Source organism: Protofrankia symbiont of Coriaria ruscifolia, from assembly GCF_900634745.1.
GTDB classification, from domain to species: domain Bacteria; phylum Actinomycetota; class Actinomycetes; order Frankiales; family Frankiaceae; genus Protofrankia; species Protofrankia californiensis.
Map to the genome: position 1 here is coordinate 1 of NZ_CAAAFR010000174.1, position 24862 is coordinate 24862.

At 69.0% G+C, this 24862-nt stretch carries 26 protein-coding genes; 3 read left to right on the forward strand and 23 right to left on the reverse strand.

What is annotated here, in order from left to right; translation table 11 throughout:
- From CV1CTNOD_RS19185 to rimP, 4 genes are all read right to left on the reverse strand, one after another.
- Nucleotides 1–512 (reverse strand): translation initiation factor IF-2 N-terminal domain-containing protein (locus tag CV1CTNOD_RS19185; RefSeq protein ID WP_207386554.1); only part of this gene is annotated, 512 nt, incomplete at its 3' end.
- A 178-nt stretch (nucleotides 513–690) separates the two neighbouring features.
- Nucleotides 691–969, reverse strand: coding sequence for a YlxR family protein (locus CV1CTNOD_RS19190; protein ID WP_131787398.1), 279 nt, complete (start codon nucleotides 967–969; stop codon nucleotides 691–693).
- A 4-nt stretch (nucleotides 970–973) separates the two neighbouring features.
- Nucleotides 974–2062 carry a transcription termination factor NusA gene (gene nusA, locus CV1CTNOD_RS19195; RefSeq protein ID WP_131787399.1) on the reverse strand — a complete coding sequence of 363 codons (1089 nt, stop codon included), beginning with the start codon at nucleotides 2060–2062 and terminating at the stop codon, nucleotides 974–976.
- Nucleotides 2059–2733: a ribosome maturation factor RimP gene (gene rimP, locus CV1CTNOD_RS19200; protein WP_242606836.1), complete on the reverse strand. Its 675-nt coding sequence runs from the start codon at nucleotides 2731–2733 to the stop codon at nucleotides 2059–2061. The genes nusA and rimP overlap by 4 nt, the downstream gene beginning before the upstream one ends.
- A gap of 204 nt (nucleotides 2734–2937) precedes the next feature.
- Between rimP and CV1CTNOD_RS19205 the strand changes: the two genes are divergently transcribed.
- A complete protein-coding gene (locus CV1CTNOD_RS19205; protein WP_131787401.1) occupies nucleotides 2938–3555 on the forward strand; it encodes a hypothetical protein in 618 nt (205 codons plus the stop codon).
- A 6-nt stretch (nucleotides 3556–3561) separates the two neighbouring features.
- Nucleotides 3562–4068: a DUF4439 domain-containing protein gene (locus CV1CTNOD_RS19210; RefSeq protein ID WP_242606837.1), complete on the forward strand. Its 507-nt coding sequence runs from the start codon at nucleotides 3562–3564 to the stop codon at nucleotides 4066–4068.
- Between the two features lie 24 nt (nucleotides 4069–4092).
- Here the strand turns inward: CV1CTNOD_RS19210 and CV1CTNOD_RS19215 are convergent, their stop codons facing one another.
- The 15 genes from CV1CTNOD_RS19215 to rpsB all read right to left on the reverse strand — a co-directional run bounded on the left by CV1CTNOD_RS19215 (nucleotide 4093) and on the right by rpsB (nucleotide 19385).
- On the reverse strand, nucleotides 4093–4548 hold the full coding sequence (locus tag CV1CTNOD_RS19215; RefSeq protein WP_131787402.1) for an RrF2 family transcriptional regulator: 456 nt from the start codon (nucleotides 4546–4548) through the stop codon (nucleotides 4093–4095).
- A 141-nt stretch (nucleotides 4549–4689) separates the two neighbouring features.
- The gene (locus CV1CTNOD_RS19220; protein ID WP_131787403.1) at nucleotides 4690–5604 is read right to left on the reverse strand and encodes an ABC transporter permease; all 915 of its coding nucleotides are present in this window, start codon (nucleotides 5602–5604) and stop codon (nucleotides 4690–4692) included.
- On the reverse strand, nucleotides 5594–6355 hold the full coding sequence (locus CV1CTNOD_RS19225; RefSeq protein WP_131787404.1) for an ABC transporter ATP-binding protein: 762 nt from the start codon (nucleotides 6353–6355) through the stop codon (nucleotides 5594–5596). Before CV1CTNOD_RS19225 ends, CV1CTNOD_RS19220 begins: the two co-directional genes overlap by 11 nt.
- 55 nt (nucleotides 6356–6410) lie before the next feature.
- Nucleotides 6411–7484 carry an ABC transporter substrate-binding protein gene (locus tag CV1CTNOD_RS19230; protein ID WP_131787405.1) on the reverse strand — a complete coding sequence of 358 codons (1074 nt, stop codon included), beginning with the start codon at nucleotides 7482–7484 and terminating at the stop codon, nucleotides 6411–6413.
- A 161-nt stretch (nucleotides 7485–7645) separates the two neighbouring features.
- Nucleotides 7646–8497 (reverse strand): GNAT family N-acetyltransferase, encoded by an 852-nt coding sequence (locus CV1CTNOD_RS19235; RefSeq protein WP_131787427.1) that lies wholly within the window; start codon nucleotides 8495–8497, stop codon nucleotides 7646–7648.
- Between the two features lie 19 nt (nucleotides 8498–8516).
- Nucleotides 8517–9668, reverse strand: coding sequence for a flavodoxin-dependent (E)-4-hydroxy-3-methylbut-2-enyl-diphosphate synthase (gene ispG, locus CV1CTNOD_RS19240; protein WP_131787406.1), 1152 nt, complete (start codon nucleotides 9666–9668; stop codon nucleotides 8517–8519).
- A 127-nt stretch (nucleotides 9669–9795) separates the two neighbouring features.
- Nucleotides 9796–10989, reverse strand: coding sequence for a M50 family metallopeptidase (locus CV1CTNOD_RS19245; protein ID WP_131787407.1), 1194 nt, complete (start codon nucleotides 10987–10989; stop codon nucleotides 9796–9798).
- Nucleotides 10990–11065: 76 nt separating this feature from the next.
- Nucleotides 11066–12286, reverse strand: coding sequence for a 1-deoxy-D-xylulose-5-phosphate reductoisomerase (gene dxr, locus CV1CTNOD_RS19250; protein WP_131787428.1), 1221 nt, complete (start codon nucleotides 12284–12286; stop codon nucleotides 11066–11068).
- A gap of 299 nt (nucleotides 12287–12585) precedes the next feature.
- Nucleotides 12586–13722 (reverse strand): alpha/beta hydrolase family esterase, encoded by a 1137-nt coding sequence (locus CV1CTNOD_RS19255; RefSeq protein WP_165485629.1) that lies wholly within the window; start codon nucleotides 13720–13722, stop codon nucleotides 12586–12588.
- Nucleotides 13709–14944 (reverse strand): 23S rRNA (adenine(2503)-C(2))-methyltransferase RlmN, encoded by a 1236-nt coding sequence (rlmN, locus tag CV1CTNOD_RS19260; protein WP_131787409.1) that lies wholly within the window; start codon nucleotides 14942–14944, stop codon nucleotides 13709–13711. Before rlmN ends, CV1CTNOD_RS19255 begins: the two co-directional genes overlap by 14 nt.
- Before the next feature lie 20 nt (nucleotides 14945–14964).
- Nucleotides 14965–15822, reverse strand: a complete 858-nt coding sequence (locus CV1CTNOD_RS19265) for a phosphatidate cytidylyltransferase (protein WP_131787410.1) — start codon at nucleotides 15820–15822, stop codon at nucleotides 14965–14967.
- A 137-nt stretch (nucleotides 15823–15959) separates the two neighbouring features.
- Nucleotides 15960–16517 carry a ribosome recycling factor gene (gene frr, locus CV1CTNOD_RS19270; protein WP_131768307.1) on the reverse strand — a complete coding sequence of 186 codons (558 nt, stop codon included), beginning with the start codon at nucleotides 16515–16517 and terminating at the stop codon, nucleotides 15960–15962.
- Nucleotides 16514–17293, reverse strand: a complete 780-nt coding sequence (gene pyrH / locus CV1CTNOD_RS19275; RefSeq protein ID WP_131787429.1) for a UMP kinase — start codon at nucleotides 17291–17293, stop codon at nucleotides 16514–16516. Before pyrH ends, frr begins: the two co-directional genes overlap by 4 nt.
- A 255-nt stretch (nucleotides 17294–17548) precedes the next feature.
- Nucleotides 17549–18163, reverse strand: coding sequence for a translation elongation factor Ts (gene tsf / locus CV1CTNOD_RS19280; RefSeq protein WP_131787411.1), 615 nt, complete (start codon nucleotides 18161–18163; stop codon nucleotides 17549–17551).
- Nucleotides 18164–18449: 286 nt separating this feature from the next.
- The gene (gene rpsB, locus CV1CTNOD_RS19285) at nucleotides 18450–19385 is read right to left on the reverse strand and encodes a 30S ribosomal protein S2 (protein ID WP_131787412.1); all 936 of its coding nucleotides are present in this window, start codon (nucleotides 19383–19385) and stop codon (nucleotides 18450–18452) included.
- 532 nt (nucleotides 19386–19917) lie between these two features.
- Here rpsB and CV1CTNOD_RS19290 point away from each other — a divergent pair.
- Complete coding sequence (locus tag CV1CTNOD_RS19290) at nucleotides 19918–20619, forward strand: murein hydrolase activator EnvC family protein (RefSeq protein ID WP_207386555.1); 702 nt, start codon at nucleotides 19918–19920, stop codon at nucleotides 20617–20619.
- 25 nt (nucleotides 20620–20644) lie between these two features.
- Here the strand turns inward: CV1CTNOD_RS19290 and CV1CTNOD_RS19295 are convergent, their stop codons facing one another.
- The 4 genes from CV1CTNOD_RS19295 to CV1CTNOD_RS19310 are packed head-to-tail and all read right to left on the reverse strand — an operon-like array spanning nucleotide 20645 to nucleotide 24697.
- The gene (locus CV1CTNOD_RS19295) at nucleotides 20645–21622 is read right to left on the reverse strand and encodes a tyrosine-type recombinase/integrase (protein ID WP_165485630.1); all 978 of its coding nucleotides are present in this window, start codon (nucleotides 21620–21622) and stop codon (nucleotides 20645–20647) included.
- 32 nt (nucleotides 21623–21654) lie between these two features.
- Nucleotides 21655–22806: a DNA-processing protein DprA gene (dprA, locus tag CV1CTNOD_RS19300; RefSeq protein ID WP_131787414.1), complete on the reverse strand. Its 1152-nt coding sequence runs from the start codon at nucleotides 22804–22806 to the stop codon at nucleotides 21655–21657.
- Entirely contained in the window at nucleotides 22803–24341 is a 1539-nt protein-coding gene (locus CV1CTNOD_RS19305) for a YifB family Mg chelatase-like AAA ATPase (protein WP_131787415.1), read from the reverse strand. Before CV1CTNOD_RS19305 ends, dprA begins: the two co-directional genes overlap by 4 nt.
- Nucleotides 24341–24697, reverse strand: a complete 357-nt coding sequence (locus tag CV1CTNOD_RS19310; protein ID WP_131768365.1) for a YraN family protein — start codon at nucleotides 24695–24697, stop codon at nucleotides 24341–24343. Before CV1CTNOD_RS19310 ends, CV1CTNOD_RS19305 begins: the two co-directional genes overlap by 1 nt.
- Nucleotides 24698–24862 lie beyond the last annotated feature (165 nt).

Genomic DNA, 24862 nt, shown 5'->3' on the forward strand with positions numbered 1-24862 from the left:
GGGGTGGGTACACCCGGGCGTGGCCGCGTGTGCTGTGCGGCCGGCGAGGAGTCGGATCCGGCAACCGGAGTGGTCTCGCGGGCCGAGGCAGCTGCGGGGGCATTCGATGCTGGCGCACCCGGTGTGCTCGGACGCGGCGTGACGACCGGGCCCGGCTGCGCCTGACCGGCAGCAGTGACCGGGGCCCCGGGGTCGTGCTGGCGGGTCGGCGCACCCGGAACGGCTGGACGGCCGGGTGTACGCGGACCCGGGCGGGACGGTACCGGGCCCGGACGGGCACCGGGTACCGGTCGTGCGCCGTTGCCCGAGGGAGCACCGCCGCGCGCGGCGGGTCGCTGCGCACCGGTGTTCTCGACGGGGAACGACTCCTTGAGCTTTCGGACGACCGGTGCCTCGACTGTGGACGAAGCCGACTTCACGAACTCGCCGAGATCCTTCAGTTTGGCGAGTACGGTCTTGCTGTCGACGCCGAGCTCTTTGGCGAGCTCATGTACGCGGGCCTTTCCTGCCACGGTGCTCCTTCGTTCGGCCCGCGGTCCGCCCGCGTGACCCTGGTTACCTGCTGGTCGTGATCATGGCTGCGTGCTCATCGCGCGGTCATCGCTGTCTCGACCTGCTTCCATGTCGACATCTGGTGATGTCGTCCGATCTTCCGTCGACCTCGCGTCGGTGCGAAGCCTGTCATTACCGTTACTCCCCAGTCATGCACTGCTCGACAAGGTACGCCCTGACATGCTCGAGTCCGAGCGGCCCTGCAACCCGCAGCGCCCGCAGGAACGCCTTGCGACGTTCCGCGAGATCGAGGCATACCAGATCGGGGTGCAGGTGCGCCCCCCGCCCAGGCATACATCGGCGATCATCTGGTCTGAGCTCACCGTCAACTGCCACCGTACGCATCAAGTCCGACCGCGCCACCCGGGCGCGACACCCCACACATGTGCGGACCGGCTCCGCACGGCGTGCGCCCATCAGTCTATCTCGTTGCACCTCTGGAGTGGCCGCCGGCAGCGGGAGATCTCCGGGGGACGGACGGCGATGCGGCCCGTCGGGCAGACGCCTCGGAATCTTCCCGCGCCAGCAGGCCACTGTTACCTTCCGTATCCGAATGGATGTCGATACGCCAGCCGGTGAGGCGCGCCGCCAGCCGGGCGTTCTGCCCCTCCCGGCCGATGGCGAGGGAGAGCTGGTAGTCCGGCACGACCACCCGCGCCGCACGGGCTGCGGGATCGGTGACCTCGACTCGAGCCACCCGCGCGGGTGACAGCGCGTTACCGACGAATGTGGCCGGCTCAGCAGACCAGTCGACAATATCGATCTTTTCGCCGCGCAACTCGGCCATGACAGCTCGTACCCGCGCTCCCATCGGGCCGATGCAGGCGCCCTTCGGGTTCACCCCGGCGACATTCGACCGAACTGCGATCTTGCTGCGATGACCCGCTTCCCTCGCGATCGCGGCTATCTCCACCGTACCGTCCGCCACCTCCGGCACCTCCAGCCGGAACAGGCCCTTGACCAGCTCCGGGTGGGTCCGCGACAGCGTCACCGTGGGGCCGTGCGCCCCGCGAATAACGCTCACGACATAGCACTTGATGCGGTCCCCGTGCTCGAAACGTTCACCGGGGACCTGTTCGGCGGGCGGAAGCACACCCTCAAGGGTTCCGAGATCGACCAGAACGACCTTTGACCCCGCCCGCTGTTCGTGGTGCTGGACGACACCGGAGACGACCTCGTGCTCCCGGTCGGCATACTGCCCGTAGGTGATCTCCTGCTGGGCCTCCCGCAGCCGCTGCATGATCACCTGCTTGGCCGTCATCGTGGCGATCCGGCCGAAGTCCGCGGGCGTGTCCTCCCATTCGCGCGTCATCCCGTCCAGGGAGGTCTCGCGGGCGTACACCGCCACGTGCCCCGAGGTCCGGTCGATGACCACACGCGCGTCCGCAGCCGCCCCGCCGGTGTGCCGGTAGGCGGTCAGCAGCGCGGTCTCGATCGCCTCCACCAGGGTGTCGAAGGCGATGTCCTTCTCGCGTTCGATGCCGCGCAACGCTGCCACGTCGAGTTTCATCGCTGCGCCTCCGCGTCCTGGTCCTCGCCGGTCGCGAGGTCCTCGTCGGTTGCAGGATCCTCGTCGCCGGTCACGAGATCCTCGTCGGTTGCGCGGAACTCCACCTGCACGGCGGCCCTGACCACGTCAGCGAAGGATATCCGTATCACCTCGCCGGCGGCTGCGCGCTCACCCGCCAGCACGAGTTCAGCTGCTTGCGGCCCTGCGGTGCGCACCCGCCCGAGCAGCTGCCTGCCATCACGGATCCGCACCGACACCAGACGTCCCTGTGCCCGACGCCAGTGCCGCGGTGCCACCAGTGGACGATCGACCCCGGGCGAGCTCACTTCGAGAACGTACGGACCGGCCACCGGCGAACCCCCGGCCGCTGGTGAATCGGTCTCGGCGGCATCGAGTACGGCCGAGGCCACCCGGCTGGCCTCGGCAACCGCGTCCAGGTCCACCCCGCCGTCGCGGTCCACGACCACTCGGACCACGCTGCGGGATCCGGCACGGCTGACGGTGACGTCCTCCAGGTCGAATCCCCGCGCTGCCAGCTGCGGGGTGAGCAGGCGCACCAGCTCCGTCCGAGCCGACCGAAGCCGACCGTCCGTGCCCGGATGTCGCACCTGGGCGCGACGTCGCCCGCCGCCGGCATCAGCGGCACTGGTTGCGGCTACGGCGTCGCCCACGTCGACCCGCTCCTTTCCTCCGCCACGCATGGACGTGGCGCTCTCCGGAGATCCTGAGCCTACGTCCGACCCAACCCGGTTCTCCCCGCGGTGCCCAGGGACCTGGGCCTCCCGAACCTCCCAGAAGCATGATCGCCCCAACTCGCCGGGCCGGCATCGCCGGGCCGACCGGCCGCCTCCGCCACTGTGACAAGCTGCTGGACCGTGAGCGCGACGGGTTCTGGTTCATGGCATCAGGGGTTGTCCCGGCGGGGTGTTCTCGGCGCGCTCCCGCTGGTCGCGACAGCCGGACTCACCAGCTGTAGCTGGACACGTTCGGTCCATGACCCGGACAATTCCACAAGTCCGAACGCTGTCGACGACGCCCTGCGCGAGTCGGTGGCGCAGTTCGAACAGGGGCTCCTCATCGCCTACGATCGGGCAATCCTCGCACATCCGTCGATCGCCGCCACGCTGGCGGTGCTACGCGCCCACCATGCCGAGCACGCCGGCCGCCTGGGGTCGCCCCCGACCGGCACCGGGTTACCCAGGGCACCCAGGTCACCTGGATCGCCCGCCGAGGGATCGCCCGCGGCCGGATCGACCGTCGCCGGTTTCGCCGCCGGGCCCGCAACCGCTGCCCCGGTTCTCCCCGGCCCCGCCACCGACCGGGCGGCATCCCAACAGGCCACGGTCGCCGCGCTCGTCCGGCTGGAGCAGCAGGCCGCGGCCCTGCTGCGCGCGAAGTGCCTGGTGGCGGCCGCGGGTCTCGCCCCGCTGCTCGCCAGCATCCACGCAGCCGAACTCGCCCACGCCGACCTGCTCGCCCCGCTGGCCAGGTGATCGCTGTTGACGGGGATACCTGACCAGCCAGGTAACCGGGAGGCAGGCAACCGGGACCCGGACGATCCAGGCGCCGTCCAGGCGCTGTCCAACCTCCTGGCGGTGGAGCACGCCGCCGTGTACGCATCCGCCGCGGCCGGTGGCGCGCTGGCGCCGCTGCGGCCCGGGTCCGAATCGACCCGCGTTCTTGCCCAGAGCGCCTACACCGCCCATCGGGAGCTGCGTGACCGGCTGGTGACCGAGATCCTCGACCGCGGCGGCACCGCACCGGCGGCCCAGCCCGCATATCGGCTGCCGGTGGTGCCCACCGAGCTGACCAGTGCGCTCGGGCTGCTTGCCGACGTCGAGGACCGCTGCGCAGCCGCTGCCCACGACGCGCTCGGTGACCTGGCCGGTGAGGTCCGCGCGTTGGTGATCGACGCGCTGGCGGGGATGGCGGTGCGCGCCCAGCAGGCACGCATAGCGGCAGGCCAGCCGGTGGATCAGGCCACCCGGGCACTGCCCGGCACCTGATCACCGTACGGGCCGACCGAAACCTCAGCGGCCGACCCAGGCGTCACGGTCCCGACCGAGCTCGCCAACGATCGGTGGCAGGTGCCCGCTGGCGATGTCGGCCAGCGTCACCTCCTCGAGAACCCGGCGGAGGCTGACCCGCACGGCGATCCACACGTCCTGCAGGTGCTTGGCGGCACCTTCGTACACCGCCTCCTCCGGCCGGCGGCCCCGGACGCTGGCCAGCGGGCCGTCGGTGGCCCGGATGACCATCGCCACGGTGATCTCGTTCGCCGGCCGGCAGAGCCGGTAACCACCGTCGGCCCCACGCCGGCTGAGGACCAGACCGCTGCGGCGCAGGTCGGTGAGAATGTTCTCCAGAAACCGCAGCGGCAGGTCCTGCGCGGTCGCCAGGCTCTCACCCTTGACGAGGTCGCCGTTGGATGCGGCGAGAGTGAGCAACGCACGCAGGGCATAGTCAGCTCGCGCGGAGATCTGCATGCATCCATCTTGCCGGTCATGGTCCCATCACGCCCCACACGGGTGTTGCCTGTGGGTCCGTGGTCTGCCGCACGTGTCCCGCCGGCGCCGGCAGACCCTGGACGAATTTTCGGCGACGATCACTGAGCGTGCGATGACCGCTTAGCGTGACTGTGTGGGCAGCAGCCCACGACGCGCGCGCATCCGGCGGTCGACGGCGTTGAAGGCCGCGTCCACCACCACCCCGATAATGAAGATCGTCATCATCATCGCCAGCACCCCCACCGTGTCCAGGAGTTGCCGACTGTCCTCCAGGTCCGAGCCGATGGAGGGATGACCGGGGACGACGACGAGAAGTTCGCCGGCCATCAGGCTGCGCCAGGCGAATGCCCAGCCCTGCTTCAGCCCGGCCACCACCGATGGCAGGGCCGCCGGTGCCACCACCAGGCGGTAGAGCTTCAGGCCGCGCGCGCCCATGGTCTGGCCGAGCCGGGTCAGCAGGGGAGGGACGTAGTCGATGCCGCTGATGACACCGTTGGCGATCGAGGGCGCCGCGCCGAGCACGACGACGAACAGGATCGCCGACTCGGTGAGCTTGAACAGCAGGATCGCCAGCGGGAACCAGACGATGGACGGCATCGTCTGCAACGCCGTGATGAACGACCCGACTGCGGACCGTAGCAGGGAGAAGCGGGCCACGGCCAGGCCGACGACCGCGCCGATGAGGATGGCCAGTACGTAGCCGGCCAGGGCACGCTGCAAGGTACGGGCGGCGGCCGACCAGAAGTTACCGGTCGTGATCCGGTTTCCCAGGTCCGACAGCGCCTCGCCCGGCCCTGGCAGCACATAGGAGGGCTTCCAGCCACTCCACACCACGATCTGCCACAGCAGCAGGAAGATTACGGCCGCTCCCAGCTTCGGCCAGGTTGCCGACCAGACCCTGAGGGCCCGTGGAGGCCGGGGCTCGACGGTCGTTTCGAGGGCGTCGAGACCAGCAAGGGTGATGTCGACGTCACCGGCGGGCGCAACCGGCAGCTTATGCAACGCGTTGGGCCCGACCGTGGTCTCAGTGACCATGACGCCCCACCTCCTCACGCAGTCGGTCAGTGACGGTCACGGCCAGCGCAGCCACATCGGGTGAGTCAATGCGGCGGGGACGCGCCAGCCCGACGTCGAAGATCTCGGCCACCCGCCCCGGCCGGCTCGACAGCAGCACGATGCGGTCGCCGAGCCGCACGGCCTCTCGCACGTCGTGGGTGACGAACAGGATGGTCACGCCGGTTTCCCGCCAGATCCGTTCCAGCTCGTCGTGCAGCAGGTCGCGTGTCATCGCGTCCAGCGCACCGAAGGGCTCGTCCATGCACAGGACGTCCGCCTCCTGAGCGAACGCCCTGGCGAGACTGACTCGCTGGCGCATACCACCGGAGAGCTCGTGGGGACGCTTGTCGGCCAAGCCGGCAAGGCGGACCAGCGCGAGCAGTTCCTCGACCCGGGATCGCCGGTCGACCTTGGGGACGCCGCGGATCTTCATCGGCAGGGCGACGTTCCCCCCGGCAGTCAGCCACGGCAGCAGAGCCGAGTCCTGGAACATCAGGCCGACCCTGCGCCCGCCGACGTCCACCGTGCCGGAACTAGGCTGGTCGATACCAGCGAGGATGCCCAGCAACGTCGACTTTCCACAGCCGGAGGCACCCAACAGGCAGACGAACTCCCCCGGCCGGGCGTCGAAGGAGACATTGTCGAGTGCGTGGACCCGGTGTGAGCCGGACCCGAAGGTCCGGCTCACACTGTCGATCCGGACCGCGCTTGCGTCGATGACAGCGGTCACTGGAATCTGCTCCCCCTACGCCGCCTTTGGCCTGCTAATGATCTGGAATGCATGGCTACTGCGCAGCCACCGAGGGTTTGCCGCTTGCTGTCAGCACCGCGTTCACAGCCGTAAGATCAAAAATTCCGTTCAGGTCGGCCTTGGCGAGCAGCCCGAGTTCCGTAGCATGATCGGCCGAGGCGACGAGGGACGACGCGATCGGGTCGGCCGTGAACGTCAGGCGCTTCCACGCCGGATTGATGACGGCGTCGGCCAACGGCTTGCCGGACAGCTTCGCCAACCCCTGATTGGTCACCTGCTGCCCCTTGACCGGATCGGCGTTGAGAGCCTCGATCGAGGCGACGTTCGCCTCCACCAGACGCTTGACGATCTCAGGGTTGCTCTTGAGATAGTCGGTGCGCACCAGCAGCAAGGTGGTGACGAACTTGCCGTTCGGCCACTGGGACGCCTCGTCGACCAGCAGCTTTCCGCCGTCGGAGATCAGCCGCGACAAGGTCGGCTCAGGTACCCAGGCGCCGTCGATGGCGCCGGACTTGAAGGCGTCCACCGTCACTGTGTTGTCCTGCGGACGGATCTGGACGTCGCCGCCACCGTTCTTGTCGGTCGCCAGACCATGCTGCTTGAGGTAGTACCGCAGGGCCACGTCCTGGGTGTTGCCGAGGCTCGGGCTGGCGATCGTCTTGCCGCGCAGCTGCTCGACCGAGGTGATGTCGCTCTTCACCACCAGGCCGGCACCGCCGGACGTCGCCCCCGCAATGATCCGGACAGCCTCGCCCTTGGACTTGGTGAAGGCGTTGACCGCCGGGTTCGGCCCGATATAAGTGGCATCGAGCGCACCGGAAATGAGCGCCTCAGCCGCCTGGACACCCGAGTTGAACGTCGGGGTCTCCAGTTTCACGCCTGGGCCGAGCTTCTGCGCGAAGATACCCTGATCAAGACCGTAAATGGCGGGTGCATGGGTGAGATTCGGAAAATAACCGAGCCGTAGGGTTCCCGTCGGGCTGCCGGTTGAGCTTCCGGCGGTGACGGTGGTGTCATCTCCCCCGCTCGAGCAGGCCGTTGCCGCCAACGCCAGCGCGCCGGCCGCGAGCAGTGGCGTGATCCGACGCCACAGCCTCCTCGATGACATGAGTGTTCCCTTCCACCATGGCACCTCGCGGCACCATGCAATCCGATCGAAGTGGTTGAGAAACAGAGGATGCCAGACTTAATGCAAGGTCGCCAACTTGCTCACCTGACGTAACAAAACGGCAACGGCAGCGCATCACCCGCACGCAAAAAGCGCAGCGGTCAGAAAAGGATCGACGCGAAGGTCCCGACCCGGTAGAAACCCACCCGGTCGTAAGCCCGGCGGGCGGCGTGGTTGTACTCGTTGACGTAGAGGCTCACGATGGGCGCGAGGGTGGCCTGCGCGATCGCCACGACACTTGCCGTAGCAGCCGTCCCGAGCCCCCTGCCCCGCAGCTCCGGGGCCACCCAGACCCCCTGGATCTGACAGACGTCTCCGGCGACCGCGCCGATTTCGGCTTTGAACACCACACGCCCGTCCTCGATACGGGCAAAGGAGCGACGCTGGTTGACGAACTCGGCGACCCGGGCCCGGTAGAGGGTGCCGCCGTCACCACGGAGGGGAGACACCCCGATCTCCTCGGTGAACATCGCCACGCACGCCGGCAACAGCATGTCCAGCTCGTCCGGCCGAACCCGACGGACGGCCGGATCCGGAGTGATCTCAGGCGGACCGGAGATCGCCAGCAACGGCTGGTCCGCTCTGACCTCGCGGGCCGGCCCCCAGGCCGGTTCCAGGTGCTGCCACATCGCCTGCACCGTTTCGGCCACGCCGACGATCGAGGAACATCGGCGACCCTGGCGGCGGGCCCGTTCGGCGAACGCCTTCGCTGACGCCGGACCCGCCGCCACCGGCCAGAGGTTCGCACCCGAATAGCAGACCGCGGTCAGCCGGCCGTCGACCATGTGGCCCCACATCTGCGCCCCGAGCCGCCAGGGGGCGAGCCCGCATGCCTGCACACGGGAGGCGACGAACACGTCGGCGATCGGATTGCGCGCGAGCACCTCCCGCACCGCCGGCAGATCGCGGTCGTCAAGCAGGCGGGTGGGAGCGGAGCGCAGCGGGAGGCCCATGGTCACGGATGCTCGGGGACTACCCGACCGACACCGACGGCTCGCCGGAGGCCCCCTCGGCCTCCATCTGCTCGGCCAGCCGCATGGCCTCCTCGATGAGGGTTTCCACGATCTGAGCTTCGGCGACAGTCTTGATGACCTTGCCCCGGACGAAGATCTGGCCCTTGCCGTTACCCGAGGCCACTCCGAGGTCGGCCTCGCGTGCCTCACCCGGACCGTTGACCACGCAGCCCATGACGGCGACCCGCAGCGGCACGGTCATACCGTCCAGGCCGGCGCTGACCTCCTCGGCCAGCTTGTACACGTCAACCTGGGCACGACCACACGACGGGCAGGACACGATCTCCAAGGTGCGCTGCCGCAATCCCAGGGACTCCAGGATGCCGATGCCGACCTTCACCTCTTCGACAGGCGGTGCGGACAACGAGACCCGCAGCGTGTCCCCGATGCCCTCGGACAACAGCGCGCCGAAGGCCACGGCCGACTTGATCGTGCCCTGGAACGCCGGGCCCGCCTCGGTGACCCCGAGGTGCAGCGGGTAGTCGCAGCGCTGCGCCAGCAGCCGGTATGCCTGGACCATCACGACCGGGTCGTGGTGCTTCACGGAAATCTTGATATCGGTGAAGCCGTGCTCCTCGAACAGGGAGCACTCCCACAATGCCGACTCAACCAGCGCTTCGGGCGTGGCCCGTCCGTACTTGGCCAGCAGCCGTTTGTCCAACGAGCCGGCGTTCACCCCGATGCGGATCGGGGTACCGGCGGCGATGGCGGCCCGGGCGATCTCCCCGACCTTGTCGTCGAACTCCTTGATGTTCCCGGGGTTGACGCGGACGGCGGCACAGCCAGCGTTGATCGCCGCGAACACGTACTTCGGCTGGAAGTGGATGTCGGCGATCACCGGGATCGGCGACTTCTTCGCGATGGCGGGCAGCGCGTCCGCGTCGTCCTGGCTGGGGACGGCCACCCGCACGATCTGGCAGCCGGCTGCGGTCAGCTGCGCGATCTGCTGCAGGGTGGAGTTGACATCGGATGTGAGTGTCGTGGTCATGGACTGGACGGAGACGGGCGCGTCCCCGCCGACCGGCACGTTGCCGACCTGAATCTGCCGGCTGCGGCGCCGGGAGGCAATCGAGAGGGCCGGCGCCTCAGGCATGCCGAGAGTTACGGTCACGATGTCCTCACTGGCGTGTCGATGGTCACGATGGTCAGAAGCTGGACGAAAGCCACGAAGTGTTACCGCTACCGGTTTTCCGGATATCAACGGCGTAAAAAGTTGTAATCACGCCCTCTTCGGCCAACTAGTTGAATCTGATCGGATTGACGATGTCGGCAGACAGGATGAGCAGGCTCAGCAGGACGAAGAAGGCGACCATTGCATACGCCGCGGGCAGGAGCTTCACAAGGTCGACACGTTTGACCGGGCCCCGGTAACCGGTCAGCCTGCGCACGCCGTGGCGCGCCTGTTCGAAGCCGAGAACCGCCAGGTGCCCACCATCGAGCGGGAACAGCGGGAGGAGGTTGAACAGACCGACCGCCAGGTTGACACCGGCCACGAGAACGACGAAGTCACCTATGCGCTGACTCGCGGACACGTCCGGGGCGGACAGCAGCTCGCCGCCGGCGCGGGCCGCGCCGACCACACCGACCAGCCCGTTGGGATTGCGGTCGGGACTGAACAGGTTCGCAACCTCGCCGAGCCGGCGCACGAGCGTGTCGTACATGCCGGTGACACCGCTGCCCAGGACACTCATGGTCTTCGGGACGGCCGAGATCGGGTTGTACCGGACGGTGTCGTAGCCCTGCCCGATCCCGATCGCTCCGACGAGGTCGTTGCCGGCGAGTCCGGTCTGGCGGTCACGCTTGACCGAGACCAGCTCCGGGCGCAATGTGACGGTCTGGCCGTCCCGGTCCACCACGAGGGTCGCAACCCCCGCGCCATGGTCGCGGATGAGGCGGGTGAACTGGTTCCAGTTCGTGATCGGCGTGCCGTCGAAATTCACCACCCGGTCACCCGCGCGCACACCCGCGCGTTCGGCCGGACCGGCCGGCGTGCCCGGAGAGCACTCGTTCGCCACCGGCACGCAGACGGTTCTGCCGACCGTGTTCTCGCTGGGGCGTGAGGTGCCCAGCGCCAGCAGCACGCTGTAGATCAGCACAAGTGCGATGACGAAGTGCATGAACGATCCGGCCACCAGCACGACGGCCCGCTGGTATGCCGGCCGGGTGTGGAACGCCCGGTGGGCGTCGGCCGGGTCGATCTCCTCGAGCGAGGTCATCCCCTCGATCTTGACGAACCCTCCGGCCGGCAGCGCCTTGATGCCGTACTCGGTCTCACCCCGTGTACGGGACCACAGCGTGGGGCCGAATCCGACGAAGAACTTCGACGCCTTCATCCCGTAGTGGCGGGCCGTCACAAAATGACCGGCTTCATGCAGGAGGATGGAGACGAGTAGAGCGAGCGCGAACGCGACGATGCCGATTGCGTTGGTCATGGTGCGGTCACGCCCCGATCACAGCGCTACAAGACCCTACTGGGTACCCCTCGGTCACGAAGGCATCACGACTCGATCAGGCTCCTTGGTCGATGAGGGCACGCACCCGAGCGCGCGCGTCCTGCTCGGTGTCCAACACCTCATCCAGGCTCGGACGTTCCACAACGGTATGCGTTGTGACCACCTCGGCCACCACGTCGACGATGCGTACGAAGGGCAGCCGGTGGCCGAGGAAGGCCGCCACCGCCTCCTCGTTGGCGGCGTTGAAGACGGCCGGAGCGGTCCCACCGCGGCGACCGGCCTCGCGGGCGAGGTCGACCGCGGGAAACACGGTGGCGTCCAGCGGCTCGAAGGTCAGCGACTGCGCCCGGCGCCAGTCCATCGGGGCCTGGGCATGGGGAACCCGGTCGGGCCATCCCAGGGCGAGGGCGATCGGCAGACGCATGTCCGGCGGGGACACCTGGGCCAGCGTGGACCCGTCGGTGAACTCGACCATCGAGTGCACCAACGACTGCGGATGGACGACAACGTCGATGTCGTCGTAGGGCACGCCGAAGAACAGATGCGCCTCGATCAGCTCGAGACCCTTGTTCATCAGGGTGGCCGAGTTGATCGTGACGAGCGGCCCCATGTCCCACGTCGGGTGCGCAAGGGCCTGTTCGGGCGTCACCTGGCCCAACTGGTCACGAGTGCGGCCCCGGAACGGCCCGCCGCTTGCGGTCAGGACGAGCTTGCGCACCTCCGCGGCCCGACCACCGCGCAGGCACTGGGCGAGCGCGGAGTGCTCGGAGTCCACCGGGACGAGCCGGGACGGGTCACCGCCGAGGGCGTCGAGTACCAGCGGGCCACCGGCGACGAGCGACTCCTTGTTGGCCAGGGCCACCGTGCGACCCGCACGCAGCGCCGCGAGCGTCGGGGCGAGGCCCACCGAACCGGTGATGCCGTTGAGAACGACGTCGCACGGCCAGGCGGCGATCTCCGTGGCGCCGTCCGGCCCAGTGAGGATCTTCGGGATGGCGTACTCGCCCCGGCGGAAGCCCCGCCGGGAGGCCTCCGCGTAGAAGGCGAGCTGCAGGTCCTGCGCGGCGGAGGCACGGGCCACACCAACCGCCTCGACGCCCAGCTCAAGTGCCTGGGCGGCCAACAGATCGACCCTCCCACCACCGCCGGTAAGCGCTACGACGCGGAACCGATCGGGATTGCGTTTCACCACATCAATGGCCTGGGTTCCGATCGAACCGGTCGAACCGAGCAGGACAACCTCACGCGGGGGCGGTGACTCGACCACGTCGACCATTGTCGCAGGCGCCACCCGACTACGCCGACACCTGTTCGCAGGCCGACACCCGGCCCTGCCTGGGCAGGACCACCCGCGCCTGGAACAGGGCAGTGGTCACCAATAATATGGCGTTTATCATATTCACGGCCTACTCATCCCAACTGTCGGGATTTCCCGAGGAAATAGTAACCGAACGTTACTATATGCACGGCGCATCCCTGTTTGCACGCACGGTCTGTCGTCACAGCCAGGTCGGGCGCGCTGGGTCGGGACGCTTCACCGCCGGTCGGCCGTGACCGGTCAGGTGCGCCCGCCCGCTACCCGGTCGGGTTCGGCGCCCCGGTGACGGACGCCGGCAGCGGATGCCCCCTGAAGTAGGCCAGGACGACCTGCGTGGCGCTGAACTGCGCGCGGGCCGCTCCCTTCGGGGGGATGGCGTCGGGGTCCGGCCAGACGTGCCCGCCGCCCTGGACTGCCAGCAGGCCCACGTCACGCCCACCTGGGCAGGCCGTGTAGACCAGTCGTCGAATCGAACTGGTGTCCCACACCCAGGGGCCCGGCGGGCCGCAGCCCATAAATCCGGCGTAGCGGTCGAGCCGGCCCTGCAATGGCTGCGCCTGGGTGCCGTCGAAGGGAGCGGGACGATCGACCCCCCCGCCTTCCAGCGGCGTCACCGGGTCACTCGTACCGTTGACGGCCAGCAGACTCGGCGGCGGCCCGGAACAGCTGTCGGGCATGACGGCGGAAGCCACGGGAACCACCGCGGCGAACACGCCCGGCAGTGCGCAGGCCGCGGTCACCGCCATGTCCGCGCCGTCCCCGAGGCCCGTGGCGGACACCCGGCGGGCGTCCAGGCACATCCGCGCGGTCAGGTCGTTGACGATCGCGGCCACGAAGGCCACGTCGTCCGGCCCGGCCGCGGCCCGACGCACGAAGTTCCACCTGCCACCCACGCCATCCGGTCTGACGACCGCGTAGCCGGACTTGGCGCCGAGCTCGGCCAGGTGGGCGTAGCCCTCCACCGCGGCGGCGTTCTCCCCGAAAGCATGGAAGACGAAAATCAGCGGGAGCGACCTGGTCCGGGCATCCGCAGCGGGAACGGCGAGCTGATAGACGCGGGTGTCCGTACCGATCCGGACCGACTGCTGGCTCGACCCGGCCGGGATGCTCTTCCCGGACACGCATCCGCTCACCGCAGCCGGCGACGCCGACGCCCGCGGCGTACCGGAAGCACTCGCCGGACCCGGCGGCGCGCTCGTGGCACTGTCGGGTGCGTCCGCGCCAACCGACTGCTCGACCCGGGTGGCCGTGCCGCCGTCACCGCCACCGAAGTACAGGACCAGCCCAATAACGATCAGTATTGCTCCGGTCGCGGCGGTGACCGGCACCCACAGGGGGTTGCGGTGGCGACGGGAGACGGCCCGGCGGGAGGAACGGCGTTCACCTGCGGGCACGGCCGCTCCCGTCCAGCCTGCCGTCCGAATCCGGCCTATCCGAATCCGGCCTATCCGTCCCAGCCGGTCCGTCCGGCCCGTCCGCGGCGAGCTGCCCGCAGGCTGCCGCGATGTCGCGCCCCCTGGTATCACGAACGGTAGCGGCTATACCGCGCAACCGTAACCGGCGGACGAACTCGCGCTCCCTGCGCCGTGCGCTGGCCTGCCAGGACACGCCCCGGGTCGGGTTGAGGGGTATCAGATTGACATGCGCAAGCCTGCCCGTGAGCAGCTCGGCCAGGACATCGGCACGTTCCGGCTGATCGTTGACATCGTCGATCAGGGCGTACTCGATGCTGACCCGGCGACCGGTCGTCTCGCCGTACTCCCACGCGGCAGCAAGGACCTCAGCCACGGGCCAGCGCCTGTTCACCGGAACCAGACGGTCGCGCAGCTCGTCGTCGGGCGCGTGCAGGGAGACGGCCAGTGTCACCGGCAGACCGGTGCTGGCGAGCCTGCGTATCGCCGGCACCAGCCCCACGGTGCTGACGGTGATCGAACGGGCGGACAGACCGAGGCCGTCCGGTGGCGGGGCAGTCAGTGCCCGCAGCGCCGTGATCACCGTGGCGTAGTTCGCCAGCGGCTCCCCCATGCCCATGAACACCACGTTCGACAGCCGGGTCGGCCCGCCGGCAAGCCCACCGCGGGTGAGGACCCGGGCCGCCCCGACCACCTGCTCGACGATCTCGGCTGCGGACAGGTTGCGGGTGAGCCCGCCCTGGCCGGTGGCGCAGAACGGGCAACCCATGCCGCATCCGGCCTGGCTGGATACACAGACCGTGGCCCGGTCCGGATAACGCATCAGGACGGACTCGATCAGTACCCCGTCGAAGGCCCGCCACAGCGTCTTGCGCGTCGCGCCGGCATCACAGGTCATGACCTTGGCCGGGGCCAGCAGCACGGGCAGCAACGCGCCCAGGAGCGCCGCGCGGGAGGCGGCGGGAAGATCCGTCATCACTTCGGCGTCGCCCGCGCCGAGGTGTCTGGCGAAGTAGTGCCGCGAGATCTGGTCCGCCCGGAAGGCTGGTTCGCCGAGTGACACGGCGAGCTCACGTCGTTGCGCGGTGGTCAGATCGGCGAGATGACGGGGCGGCCGTGCCCTGGCTGCGCTGACAAGCGGCAACGACCGGGAAACGGCAGACGAAGCAGCGCGGGGAGACGAAGCAGCGGAGGAAGCGGTCATGACCCGTCCAGTCTGCCAGGTCACGACGGCGGCACGAAAGCAGTGATCAACAACCAGGCCACGGGAGCCGTGCAGAGCACCGAGTCCAACCTGTCCATGATCCCACCGTGCCCCGGCAGCAGGGTACCCATGTCCTTGATCCCGATGTCCCGCTTGAGCAGCGACTCACCGAGGTCACCGATGGTGGCGGTGCACGCGACCGCAAGACCCAGCACCACCCCCTGCCAGACGGCGGCGTGCAGGGTCCAGGCCATCGACACACCAGCGACGATCACGCAGGTGACGGCGGAACCGGCAAAGCCCTCCCACGACTTCCCCGGGGACACGTTCGGGGCGAGTTTGTGCCGGCCGCCGGAGAGCACACCGGCCGTGTAGCCGCCGATATCACTGGCGACCGCGGTGGCCAGACAGGCAACCATCCGCCGAGGTCCGTCCGGTGGGCTGGTCAGCAGCGCGGCGAAACCAGCCGGTAGGCCCACATAGGCCGCGCAGAACACCCCCGCGGCCACGTCGTGGAGCAGGTGACCGTCCCGGTAGGCAAGACGCCACGCGGTCACCATGACGACGGTCGCGGCCAGGGTCACCACCAGTCCGGAGGTACCCGTGGCGTAGGCGACCGCGGGCATCGCCGCCGTACCCGCCGCGAGCGGCGGCAACGCGATCCTTCCTCCGACCAGACGCAGCGCCCTGACCAGTTCATAGGTACCGACCGCCATCGTCACACAGATGACGGCGATCCACAGTGGACGGACGGTGAACAGGGGGACGATGATGATCAGGGCCAGCGCGACCCCGACGACGATCGCGGCCGGAAGATCCCGTCCAGCCCGGATGCCACGGACCCGGGGCACGCCGACCACCTGCCTGGTGCGGGTCACGCCGTCATCCCCGCCCGCGGCTGCGGCCAGGCTTGCGGCGGGGCCGCAGTGGCGGACGAAGAGAGTACCGCCATGGCGCCCGTTCTACTCACGGCAGCGGACAACAACGCAGGGCAACCGTCGGCTGTCGACGTCGTTCAGACCGCCAGCAGCTCCGACTCCTTGTGCCGCAGCAGCTCATCCACCTGGCTGACATAACGGTGCGTTGCCTCGTCCAGGTCCTTTTCCCCGCGCCGGCCTTCGTCCTCCCCGGCGTCACCGTCGCGAACGATGCGGTCGATCGCATCCTTGCTGTGACGACGCACGTTGCGGATGCTGACCCTGGCCTCCTCCGCCTTCGCCCGGGCAACCTTGGCCAGGTCACGCCGACGCTGCTCGGAGAGCTCCGGGAACAGGCAGCGGATGATCGTACCGTCGTTGCTCGGGTTCACCCCGAGGTCGGAGTCACGCACGGCCTTCTCGATGGCGGCCAGCGAGCCCTTGTCGTACGGGGTTATGATCACCATTCTCGCTTCCGGGATGTGGAACGATGCGAGCTGGTTCACCGGGGTGGGCGCGCCGTAGTAGTCGACGAGAACCTTCGAGAACACCGACGGGGTGATCCGCCCCGTCCGGATGTTGGCAAAGTCGTCCTTCGCGACCGAGACCGCCTTGTCCATCTTCTCCTCGGCCTCGAGGAGTACATCGTCGATCACCGTCGTCCTTCCGTCCCGCCCTCGTCCACACTGACCAGGGTGCCGATCTTCTCACCGCGGACGGCTCGCAGTATGTTCCCTTCCGTCAGCAGGTCGAAAACCACGATTGGCAACCTGTTGTCCATGCACAGGCTGATGGCCGTAGCGTCCATGACCTTCAGCCCACGAGACAGCACCTCGCCGTAGACGAGCGTGTCGAAGCGAACCGCATGGGGGTTCGTTGTCGGGTCGGCGTCATACACACCGTCGACCTTGGTGGCCTTGAGAACAGCCTGCGCCTTGATCTCCAGGGCGCGTTGCGCGGCAGTGGTGTCGGTCGAGAAGAACGGTGCCCCCAGCCCCGCGCCGAAGATGACAACCCGGCCCTTCTCCAGGTGCCGGATGGCACGCAGAGGCAGATAAGGCTCGGCGACCTGCCCCATGGCAATCGCCGTCTGCACCCGTGTGACCACGCCCGCGCGCTCGAGGACGTCCTGTAACGCCAGACAGTTGATCACAGTGCCGAGCATCCCCATGTAGTCGGCCCGGGCACGGTCGACACCGCGCTCAGCAAGGAGCTGCCCACGGAACATGTTGCCGCCGCCAACCACGATCGCGACCTCGATACCCGTCCGGCTCACCTCACCGATCTGACGAGCGATCGTCGCAAGTGTCTCCGGATCGATGCCAAGCGACTCGCTACCGGCAAATGCCTCGCCGGACAGCTTCAGCAACACGCGTCGCCAGCGCACCTCCGCGACGTCACAACCAGGTGTAGCTGCTTCTGCATCCCTGATGGCGTTTTCGATCACGAGCGGCCCCCTCGCCGTCGGCTACGATCATCGGCCGGTGGATTATGCACTGCGAGTAGTCTGCCCTACCCGATCGGGCTGCAGAACCTCTGGCCGCCACTTCCGATTCGTTCGACGTACACATGACGGACAGGAGGAACGAAACACCTCCTGGTGAAGTCGGCGATCTGTCACGTCGGCTCGGCTGACGTCGACCTTCCCGGCCCTGTCGTCCCTCTCCCGGCGAGGGGGTAGCGCGGATCAGGCCGTCTTGACGTTGAACCGGGCGAACCGGCCAACTTCGATCTTCTCACCGAGCGAGGATCCGGCCTGCTCCAGCAACGCACGGATGGTGAGCTTGCCATCCCGGACCCAGGCCTGCTCAAGCAGAACGACCGACTTCACATAGCCGTTCAGACGACCCTCCACAATCTTCGGGAGAGCCTGGTCGGGCTTGCCCTCCTCCCGAGCCGCCGCCTCATAGATCTTCTTTTCCTGTTCGATGACCTCGTTCGGGATCTGCTCCGCGGTCACGTAGAGCGGATCCGCCGCCGCGATGTGCTGCGCAATGTCGCGTGCGAGCTGCTTGAACTGGTCGGTCTTCGCGACGAAGTCGGTCTCGCACTTCAGTTCCAGAAGAACACCGATGGTGGGAGGCAGCTGCGGGTCGGTCTTGTGCAGGTAGGACTCCACCAGACCGTTGGAGGCACTGCGCCCAGCCCGCTTGGCAACCTGCGCCAAGCCCTTCTCCCGCAGCCAGGACTTGGCCTTCTCGAAGTCGCCGTCGTTTTCGACGAGCGCTTTCTTGACGTCACTCATCCCGGCGCCGGTGAGTTCCCGGAGCTTGCGAATGTCAGCGGCTGTGATTTCTGCCATGGTGCTCTTCTCGTTCCGTCCGGCTGCTGGTGTTTGTGGGAGCTACCGGGCCTCCGGCAATGCGATCATTGTTTTTTCGCACTGCCGGAGGCCGGAGTCCATGGGGTCGCTACTGGGTCTTGTGAGGACGTGCTGGTGGTACCCCAGGCACCACGCCCGGCCCGCGAGACCACCGACAGTGATATCAGGTCTGCCCGGCGCAGGCTTCGCGTGTGCCGCCTGCACGGAAGACTCCGGCACGACGGTACGGCCACGCGAAGGCGGGGCAGGGAGCATCCGGGATGATTCAGGCCCGAGCGGTCGCGGCACCCACCGCGGTCGCGGCACCCACCGCGGAAACCGGATCGGAGTCGGAGTGGGCTGCTGCGTTCGGCGGGCCACTGACCGCCTGCTCCGCATCGGGGTCGGCTGCTGTCGCTGTCGCCGTCGCAGCTGCCGGGGAAGCCTGCCCCTGCAGCAACTCCTGCTCCCACTCGGTCAGCGGCTCCCTGCCGCTTGCCGCCTCCGGCTTGACGTCCACCGCAGTCGACCCGCCCGCACGGGAGACCAGCCCGTCCGCCACGGCGTCCGCCACCACCCGGGTGAGCAGGGTCGCGCTGCGGATGGCGTCGTCGTTGCCGGGAATCGGGTAGTCGACCTCGTCCGGGTCGCAGTTGGTGTCCAGGATCGCGACGACCGGGATTCCCAGCTTGCGGGCCTCGCCGACAGCGATGTGCTCCTTCTTGGTGTCGACGACCCAGACCGCGCTCGGCACGCGGGTCATGTCCCGGATACCGCCGAGAGTCCGCTCGAGCTTGGCTTTCTCCCGGGACAGAACGAGCTGTTCCTTCTTCGTCCGGACCTCGGTGCCGCCAGTCAGCTCGATCTCCTCGAGCTCCTTCAGCCGCTGGAGACGCTTGTACACCGTGGAGAAGTTGGTGAGCATGCCACCCAGCCAGCGCTCCTTGACGTAGGGCATGCCGACCCGCTGCGCCTGCTCCTCGATGGCTTCCTGGGCCTGCTTCTTCGTACCGATGAACAGGACGGTGCCGCCGTGCGCGACGGTCTCCTTGACGAAGTCGTAGGCACGATCGATGTAGGACAGGGTTTGCTGCAGGTCGATGATGTAAATGCCATTGCGTTCCGTGAAGATGAAACGCTTCATCTTCGGGTTCCAGCGCTTCGTCTGGTGCCCGAAATGCACACCGCTTTCAAGCAGCTGCTTCATGGTGACGACGGCCACGGCTCGTCGCTCCCTTCTGCGCCGGGCGTACCGACGCACCTCGGTTACCGGCTCCGGCCGGCGACCGGAGCCCCTGACGCCCTGCTGGCCCCTACCACCGCGCACAGCGGCGGACCGAGGAAGCCTTCCAGCCGTACCGGGAGGGCAGGCAAAGAAGGGCGTGTGGATTCAGCTCGATCGATCGAGCTGTGTTCCCGATCCTACGCCCACCACCACACCGCCCCCCAGCGGGTTGTCCACAGGCACGCGCCCAGCAGCCCGAGCGGGATGCGCACAGTCCGATCAGCAGCCGACAGGTTGTCCACAGGCACGCGCCCAGCCGTGACTGCCGGACCCGAACCGGTCACCGTGACAACAGCGGGAGCGGACGCGAGTCACCACGGACGCCCCCCGGCCCCTCGGACCGAGACGGTGCGATCACACCTGCCGTGCCGGCGAGGACTCGTGGGCCACCCGCCCGAAGCACGCCAGCAGCCTTCGAAGACTCGATCATGGTATCGCGTCGCCGAAGGCCCGGAAATCCGGAGACGCCATGACCCCGCCGTCCCGACACCGTGCGTTCCTCTTCTTCCTGCTGATGGCTGCGCTGCTCGCCCTCGTGGCCGCCGGGTGGCCGCATCCGATGGTCAGCTACGGCACCCGGGCGGCCACGTCCCCCATCCGGCCGACACCTGCGCAGCCGACCCCTCCACCGTCAGCGCCCGCGCAGCCAGCACCCGCACAGTCGCCCGCCGCACAGTCGGCGCCCGCGCGGCCGGTACCGCTTGCCGGCACCGTCGGTGTGAACCCGCTGTCGCCGACCGGTGCCGCCCTGGGATCAGCCGGACCTGCCTGGCGTGCACCGCTGGACGGACCGCTCACCCTCGGCCGTGGCTTCAGTCCGCCGTCGTCACCGTACGGTCCCGGCCACCGCGGCATCGACCTCGTGGCCGCCCCGGGGGCACAGGTGCGTGCCGCCGGTCGGGGAATCGTCTCGTTCGCCGGCATGATTGCCGGGCGAGGTGTGACAACCATCAGCCACGGGTCGCTGCGGACGACCTACGAGCCGGTGGATCCAGCCGTCACCACCGGCCAGACAGTGGCTGCGGGCGAAACAATCGGCCGGCTCGTGGCCGGGCATCCCGGCTGCCCCGCGGATGCCTGCCTGCACTGGGGCTTGCGCGAAGGGGCTCGCTACCTCGATCCACTCGACCTGCTCCGCCGCCGGCCACCGAGGTTGTTGCCCATCGGGTGACATGCCCGCCGCTGTTCGTCGGTCGTCAGGCCCGTGGGTGCCCCTGCTCAAACGCGGCACGCAGTCGTTCCGGTGTGACGTGAGTGTAGATCTGTGTCGTGGCGGGACTGGCATGGCCGAGGAACTCCTGCACCGACCGGAGATCCGCGCCGCCTTCCAGCAGATGTGTGGCTGCGGAGTGGCGGATGCCGTGCGGGCTCATCGACCCGATCCCATCGACCGCGGCAATACGGGCGTCAAGAATGCGCCGGACCGCCCTGGGATCGAGCCGGCGGCCACGCACCCCCAGGAACAGCGCTCGTCCACTGCCGGCTCCGGCAAGTACGGGGCGGCCGATCTCAAGCCAGGTCCGCAATGCCCGCTGGGCGGGCACGCCAAAGGGGACGGCACGCTCGCGCCCACCCTTGCCGCGGACTCTCACCAACCGTCGCTCGTCATCGACGTCGTCGAGGTCGAGACCGCACAGTTCGCTGACGCGGGTGGCGGTGGCGTACAGCAGCTCGAGTACGGCGTCGTCGCGGACGACAACCGCGGTCTGAGCGGGTCCGGGTGGGTCACTGCCCGAAACCGATCGGAGGCCCGTCGCCAACAGATCCCACGCCTGGGTGGCGGTCAGCACATCCGGTAGCGTCGCTGGTCGCCGGGGACTCGCCAGCCGCTCCGCGACATCGGTGGCCAGCCATCCTCGCCGGGCCGCGAACGCGCTGAAGCTGCGCGCCACCGAGGCCCGCCTGGCCAGTGTGGCGCTGGCAGCGCCGTTGGCACGCATCCCGGCAAGCCAGCCGCGCAGCACTCCGAGGTCGAGACCGGTCAGTTCGTCGAGCCCCACGCCATGGGCGTACTTGCGCAGATGAGCGAGATCGGCCTGGTAGGCACGAACGGTTTCCGGGGACCGGTTCCGCTCAGTCGCCAGATGGCGAAGGTATGCGCAGACCGCGACATCCCAGGAAGCCGTGACGTTCCCGGAGACAGGATCCCGGGAGTCAGCGACCGCACCGCCCATCCGACGCACAGTGCCCTGCGCTCACCTCCGTGTCAACAACGGCCGGCTGGTTCACAACGCCCCGATGTACCGGCCGCGGACGGTGCCCGGCCCAGTGCCGTCAGGCGGTATCCGTCGTTGCGGAGCTCCACCAGACCCTCGACGACCAGCGGACCCATCAGCGCCTGCACCGTTTCAGGCCGTTCCCCGAGTCGCTGTGCCAGCACCGCCGCTCCCACCGACCTGCGTGCCGGCATCACGTCCAGCATGCGGCGAACCAGCTCGGGCAGGCCGTCGCGGGAGCCGGTGTCCGCCGGCGGGTATTCGGCGAGCTCACCGATGCCGCCGATCTCCTCGCAGACCTCGGCGGCATCGGTGACCAGGACGGCCTGTTCACGGTGGGTCCGTAGCAGACGGTGGCATCCGACGCTGGTGGCACTCGTGACCGGCCCCGGCACAGCCATCACCACACGCCCGAAACGGCGGGCGTGACGGACGGTGTTCAGTGCGCCGCTGCGGTGGCCCGCTTCGACGAGAACCGTGCCCCGGGTCAGTGCGGCGATGATCCTGTTCCGGGTCAGAAAGCGCCCCCGGTACGGCGGGCTTCCCGGCGCCGACTCGCTGATGACCAACCCGTTGTCACGAATCCGCGCCAGTAGGTCGGCATGGGCGCGGGGATATGCGACGTCGACTCCTCCGGCCAGGACCGCAATCGTGGGACCGGATGCCGCCAGCGCCCCGTGGTGGGCCGCCGCGTCAATACCGAACGCCGCGCCGGAGACGACCGTCCAGCCCCGGTCGGCAAGTCCGGAGGCAAGGTCAGCCGCGACGGTCGTCCCGTAGCCGGTCGCCGCACGGGATCCCACCACAGCCACCGCCCGTTCACACAGCTGGCTCAGGTCCCCGTTTCCGCGAGCCCACAGCCCGAGTGGTTCTCCCGGTTCGGTGTCAGGGCCGTCGGGCAGCCGGCCGAAGACGTCCAGCGAAGACGGCCACTCGGGGTCACCCGGGCAGATGAACCGCCCGCCGAGAGCCGCCAACAGGCGCAGGTCCCGTTCGGGGTCGACCGCGGGATGGCGGTCTCGCAGCCCCGCCCAGACCGCGGCGGCGCCGCGGCGGGACACCTCGACTCCGATCGCCGGCCGGTCCGAGCCGATCGCGCGCGACAGAGCCGCCCTGGCCCACCGCTCGCTGTCACCGATCATTGCCACCTCCCGGGCAGGCGCAGGTCCAGGGCCATCCCGATCTGTGTCGGTCCCGGGGCCGGCAGGTCAGCCAGGTCCGCAAGGGTCCAGGCCACCCTCAGGACGCGGTCCAGACCACGCGCGGTGAGCTGCCCGGACTCGAAGGCGAGATCGGCCGAACGGGTCACCTTCGCCGGCAGCGCCCACACCCGCCGCAGGGCGGAACCGGGGATCTCCGCGTTGGTACGCCATGGCGTCCCGGCCAGCCGGCGGGCCGTCGCCTCCCGCGCCGCTTTGACCCGTTGCGCCGCAACCGCCGAGGTGTCGGCGTATTTGGCGTCCGCGCGCAGCTCGGCCCGGCTGGGCGCGGCAAGCTCGACCTGCAGGTCCACCCGGTCGAGCAGCGGACCCGACAGCCGGGAGAGATAGCGTCTGCGCACCAGGCTCGGGCAGTCGCATGCCTTGGCCGCGGCACCGTTGGCCCGGGCGCACGGACACGGGTTCGCCGCGAGCACCAGCAGGAAACGGGCGGGAAACCGCGCGCTCACCCGGGCTCGCGCCAGTTCGATCACCCCGCTTTCCAGCGGCTGGCGTAGCACGTCGAGGGTGATGCGGGCGAATTCGGGTGCCTCGTCGAGAAACAGCACGCCCCGGTGCGCCTGGCTGGCCAGGCCTGGGCGTAGCACGGTCGAACCGGCCCCGACCAGCGCCGCCGGCGTAGCCGAGTGGTGCGGGTTGCGGTACGGCGGACGGACCACCAGCGGGCAGTCCTCGGGCAGCAGCCCGGCCACCGAGTGCACCGCGGTCACCTCCAGAGCGGCCTCGGTGTCGAGTGCGGGCAGCAGGCCCGGCAACCGCTCGGCCAGCATGGTCTTGCCGCTGCCCGGCGGCCCCTGCATGAACAGGTGGTGGCCGCCGGCGGCCGCCACCTCGACGGCGAGCCGGCCGCGCGGCTGGCCCGCCACGTCGACGAGATCGCCGGCTCCCACGGCGCTGGGCTGCGCCGCGTTGGTATCGGCCGCCACGGGCGGGGCCGGCTCGTACTCCCCGCGCAGCAGCCGGACCAGACAGTCCAGATCCCTCACCGGTTCGACGACGGCTCCCGGTACGAGCGCGGCCTCCGCGCCGTTCGCCTCGGGTACGACGACACGTTCGATGCCGGCGTCGAGCGCCGCGATCGTCGCCGGCAGCACCCCACGGACCGGCCGCAGCCGGCCGTCCAGCGCCAGTTCCCCGAGGAGCACCCGACCGCGTAGCGCCTCCGGGGGGACGGTGGCCGCAGCCCCGAGGATCGCGGCGGCCATCGCCACGTCGAACCCGCTGCCGGACTTCGGCAGGGTCGCCGGGAAAAGGCCGACCGTGATCCGCTGGCTCGGCCAGTTCTGACCCGAGTTGACGATCGCGGCCCGGATGCGGTCCCTGGCCTCGTGCAGCGACGCGTCCGGCAGACCGACGAGGGTGATGGCCGGTAGCCCGTTCGCGAGATCCGCCTCGACCTCGATGAGGTGCCCGCGGACCCCCACGACCGCGACACTGAGCGCCCGCGCCAGCGACATCAGAACGCCCCCCGCAGATGTTCCACCCGCAGCGGGCTGTTGCGGGTGCGGTAGACCTCGACGACGTCGAAGCGAAGCGCCGTCGACGCATGTTCATGGTCGCGCAGCCACGCGAGCGCCAGCCGGCGGATGCGTGCGGCCTTGGCCGGCACCACGGCCTGTGCCGGTGTGCCGTAGCGATCCCCGGAACGGGTCTTGACCTCGCAGAACACCAGATACGAACCGTCCCGGGCGACAATGTCGATCTCGCCGGCCGCACATCGCCAGTTACGGTCGAGAATCTCCATCCCGCACTGCGACAGATGCCGGGCAGCGGTGTCCTCCCCGAACCGCCCGAGCGCGTCCTTGACCCGCATCGTCCGCTCCCGTCCACGGGCGACGGACGCGCCCGTGGAGATCAGGGTGGCCGGCGGGCCGAAGCAGGGCGAGAGCATGGGACGATCTGTGGATAAAACGGACCAATATCGCGAATCCATCCACAGGTAACGAACAGTGAGCAGAGGCGACCTGAAAAGGCCGGA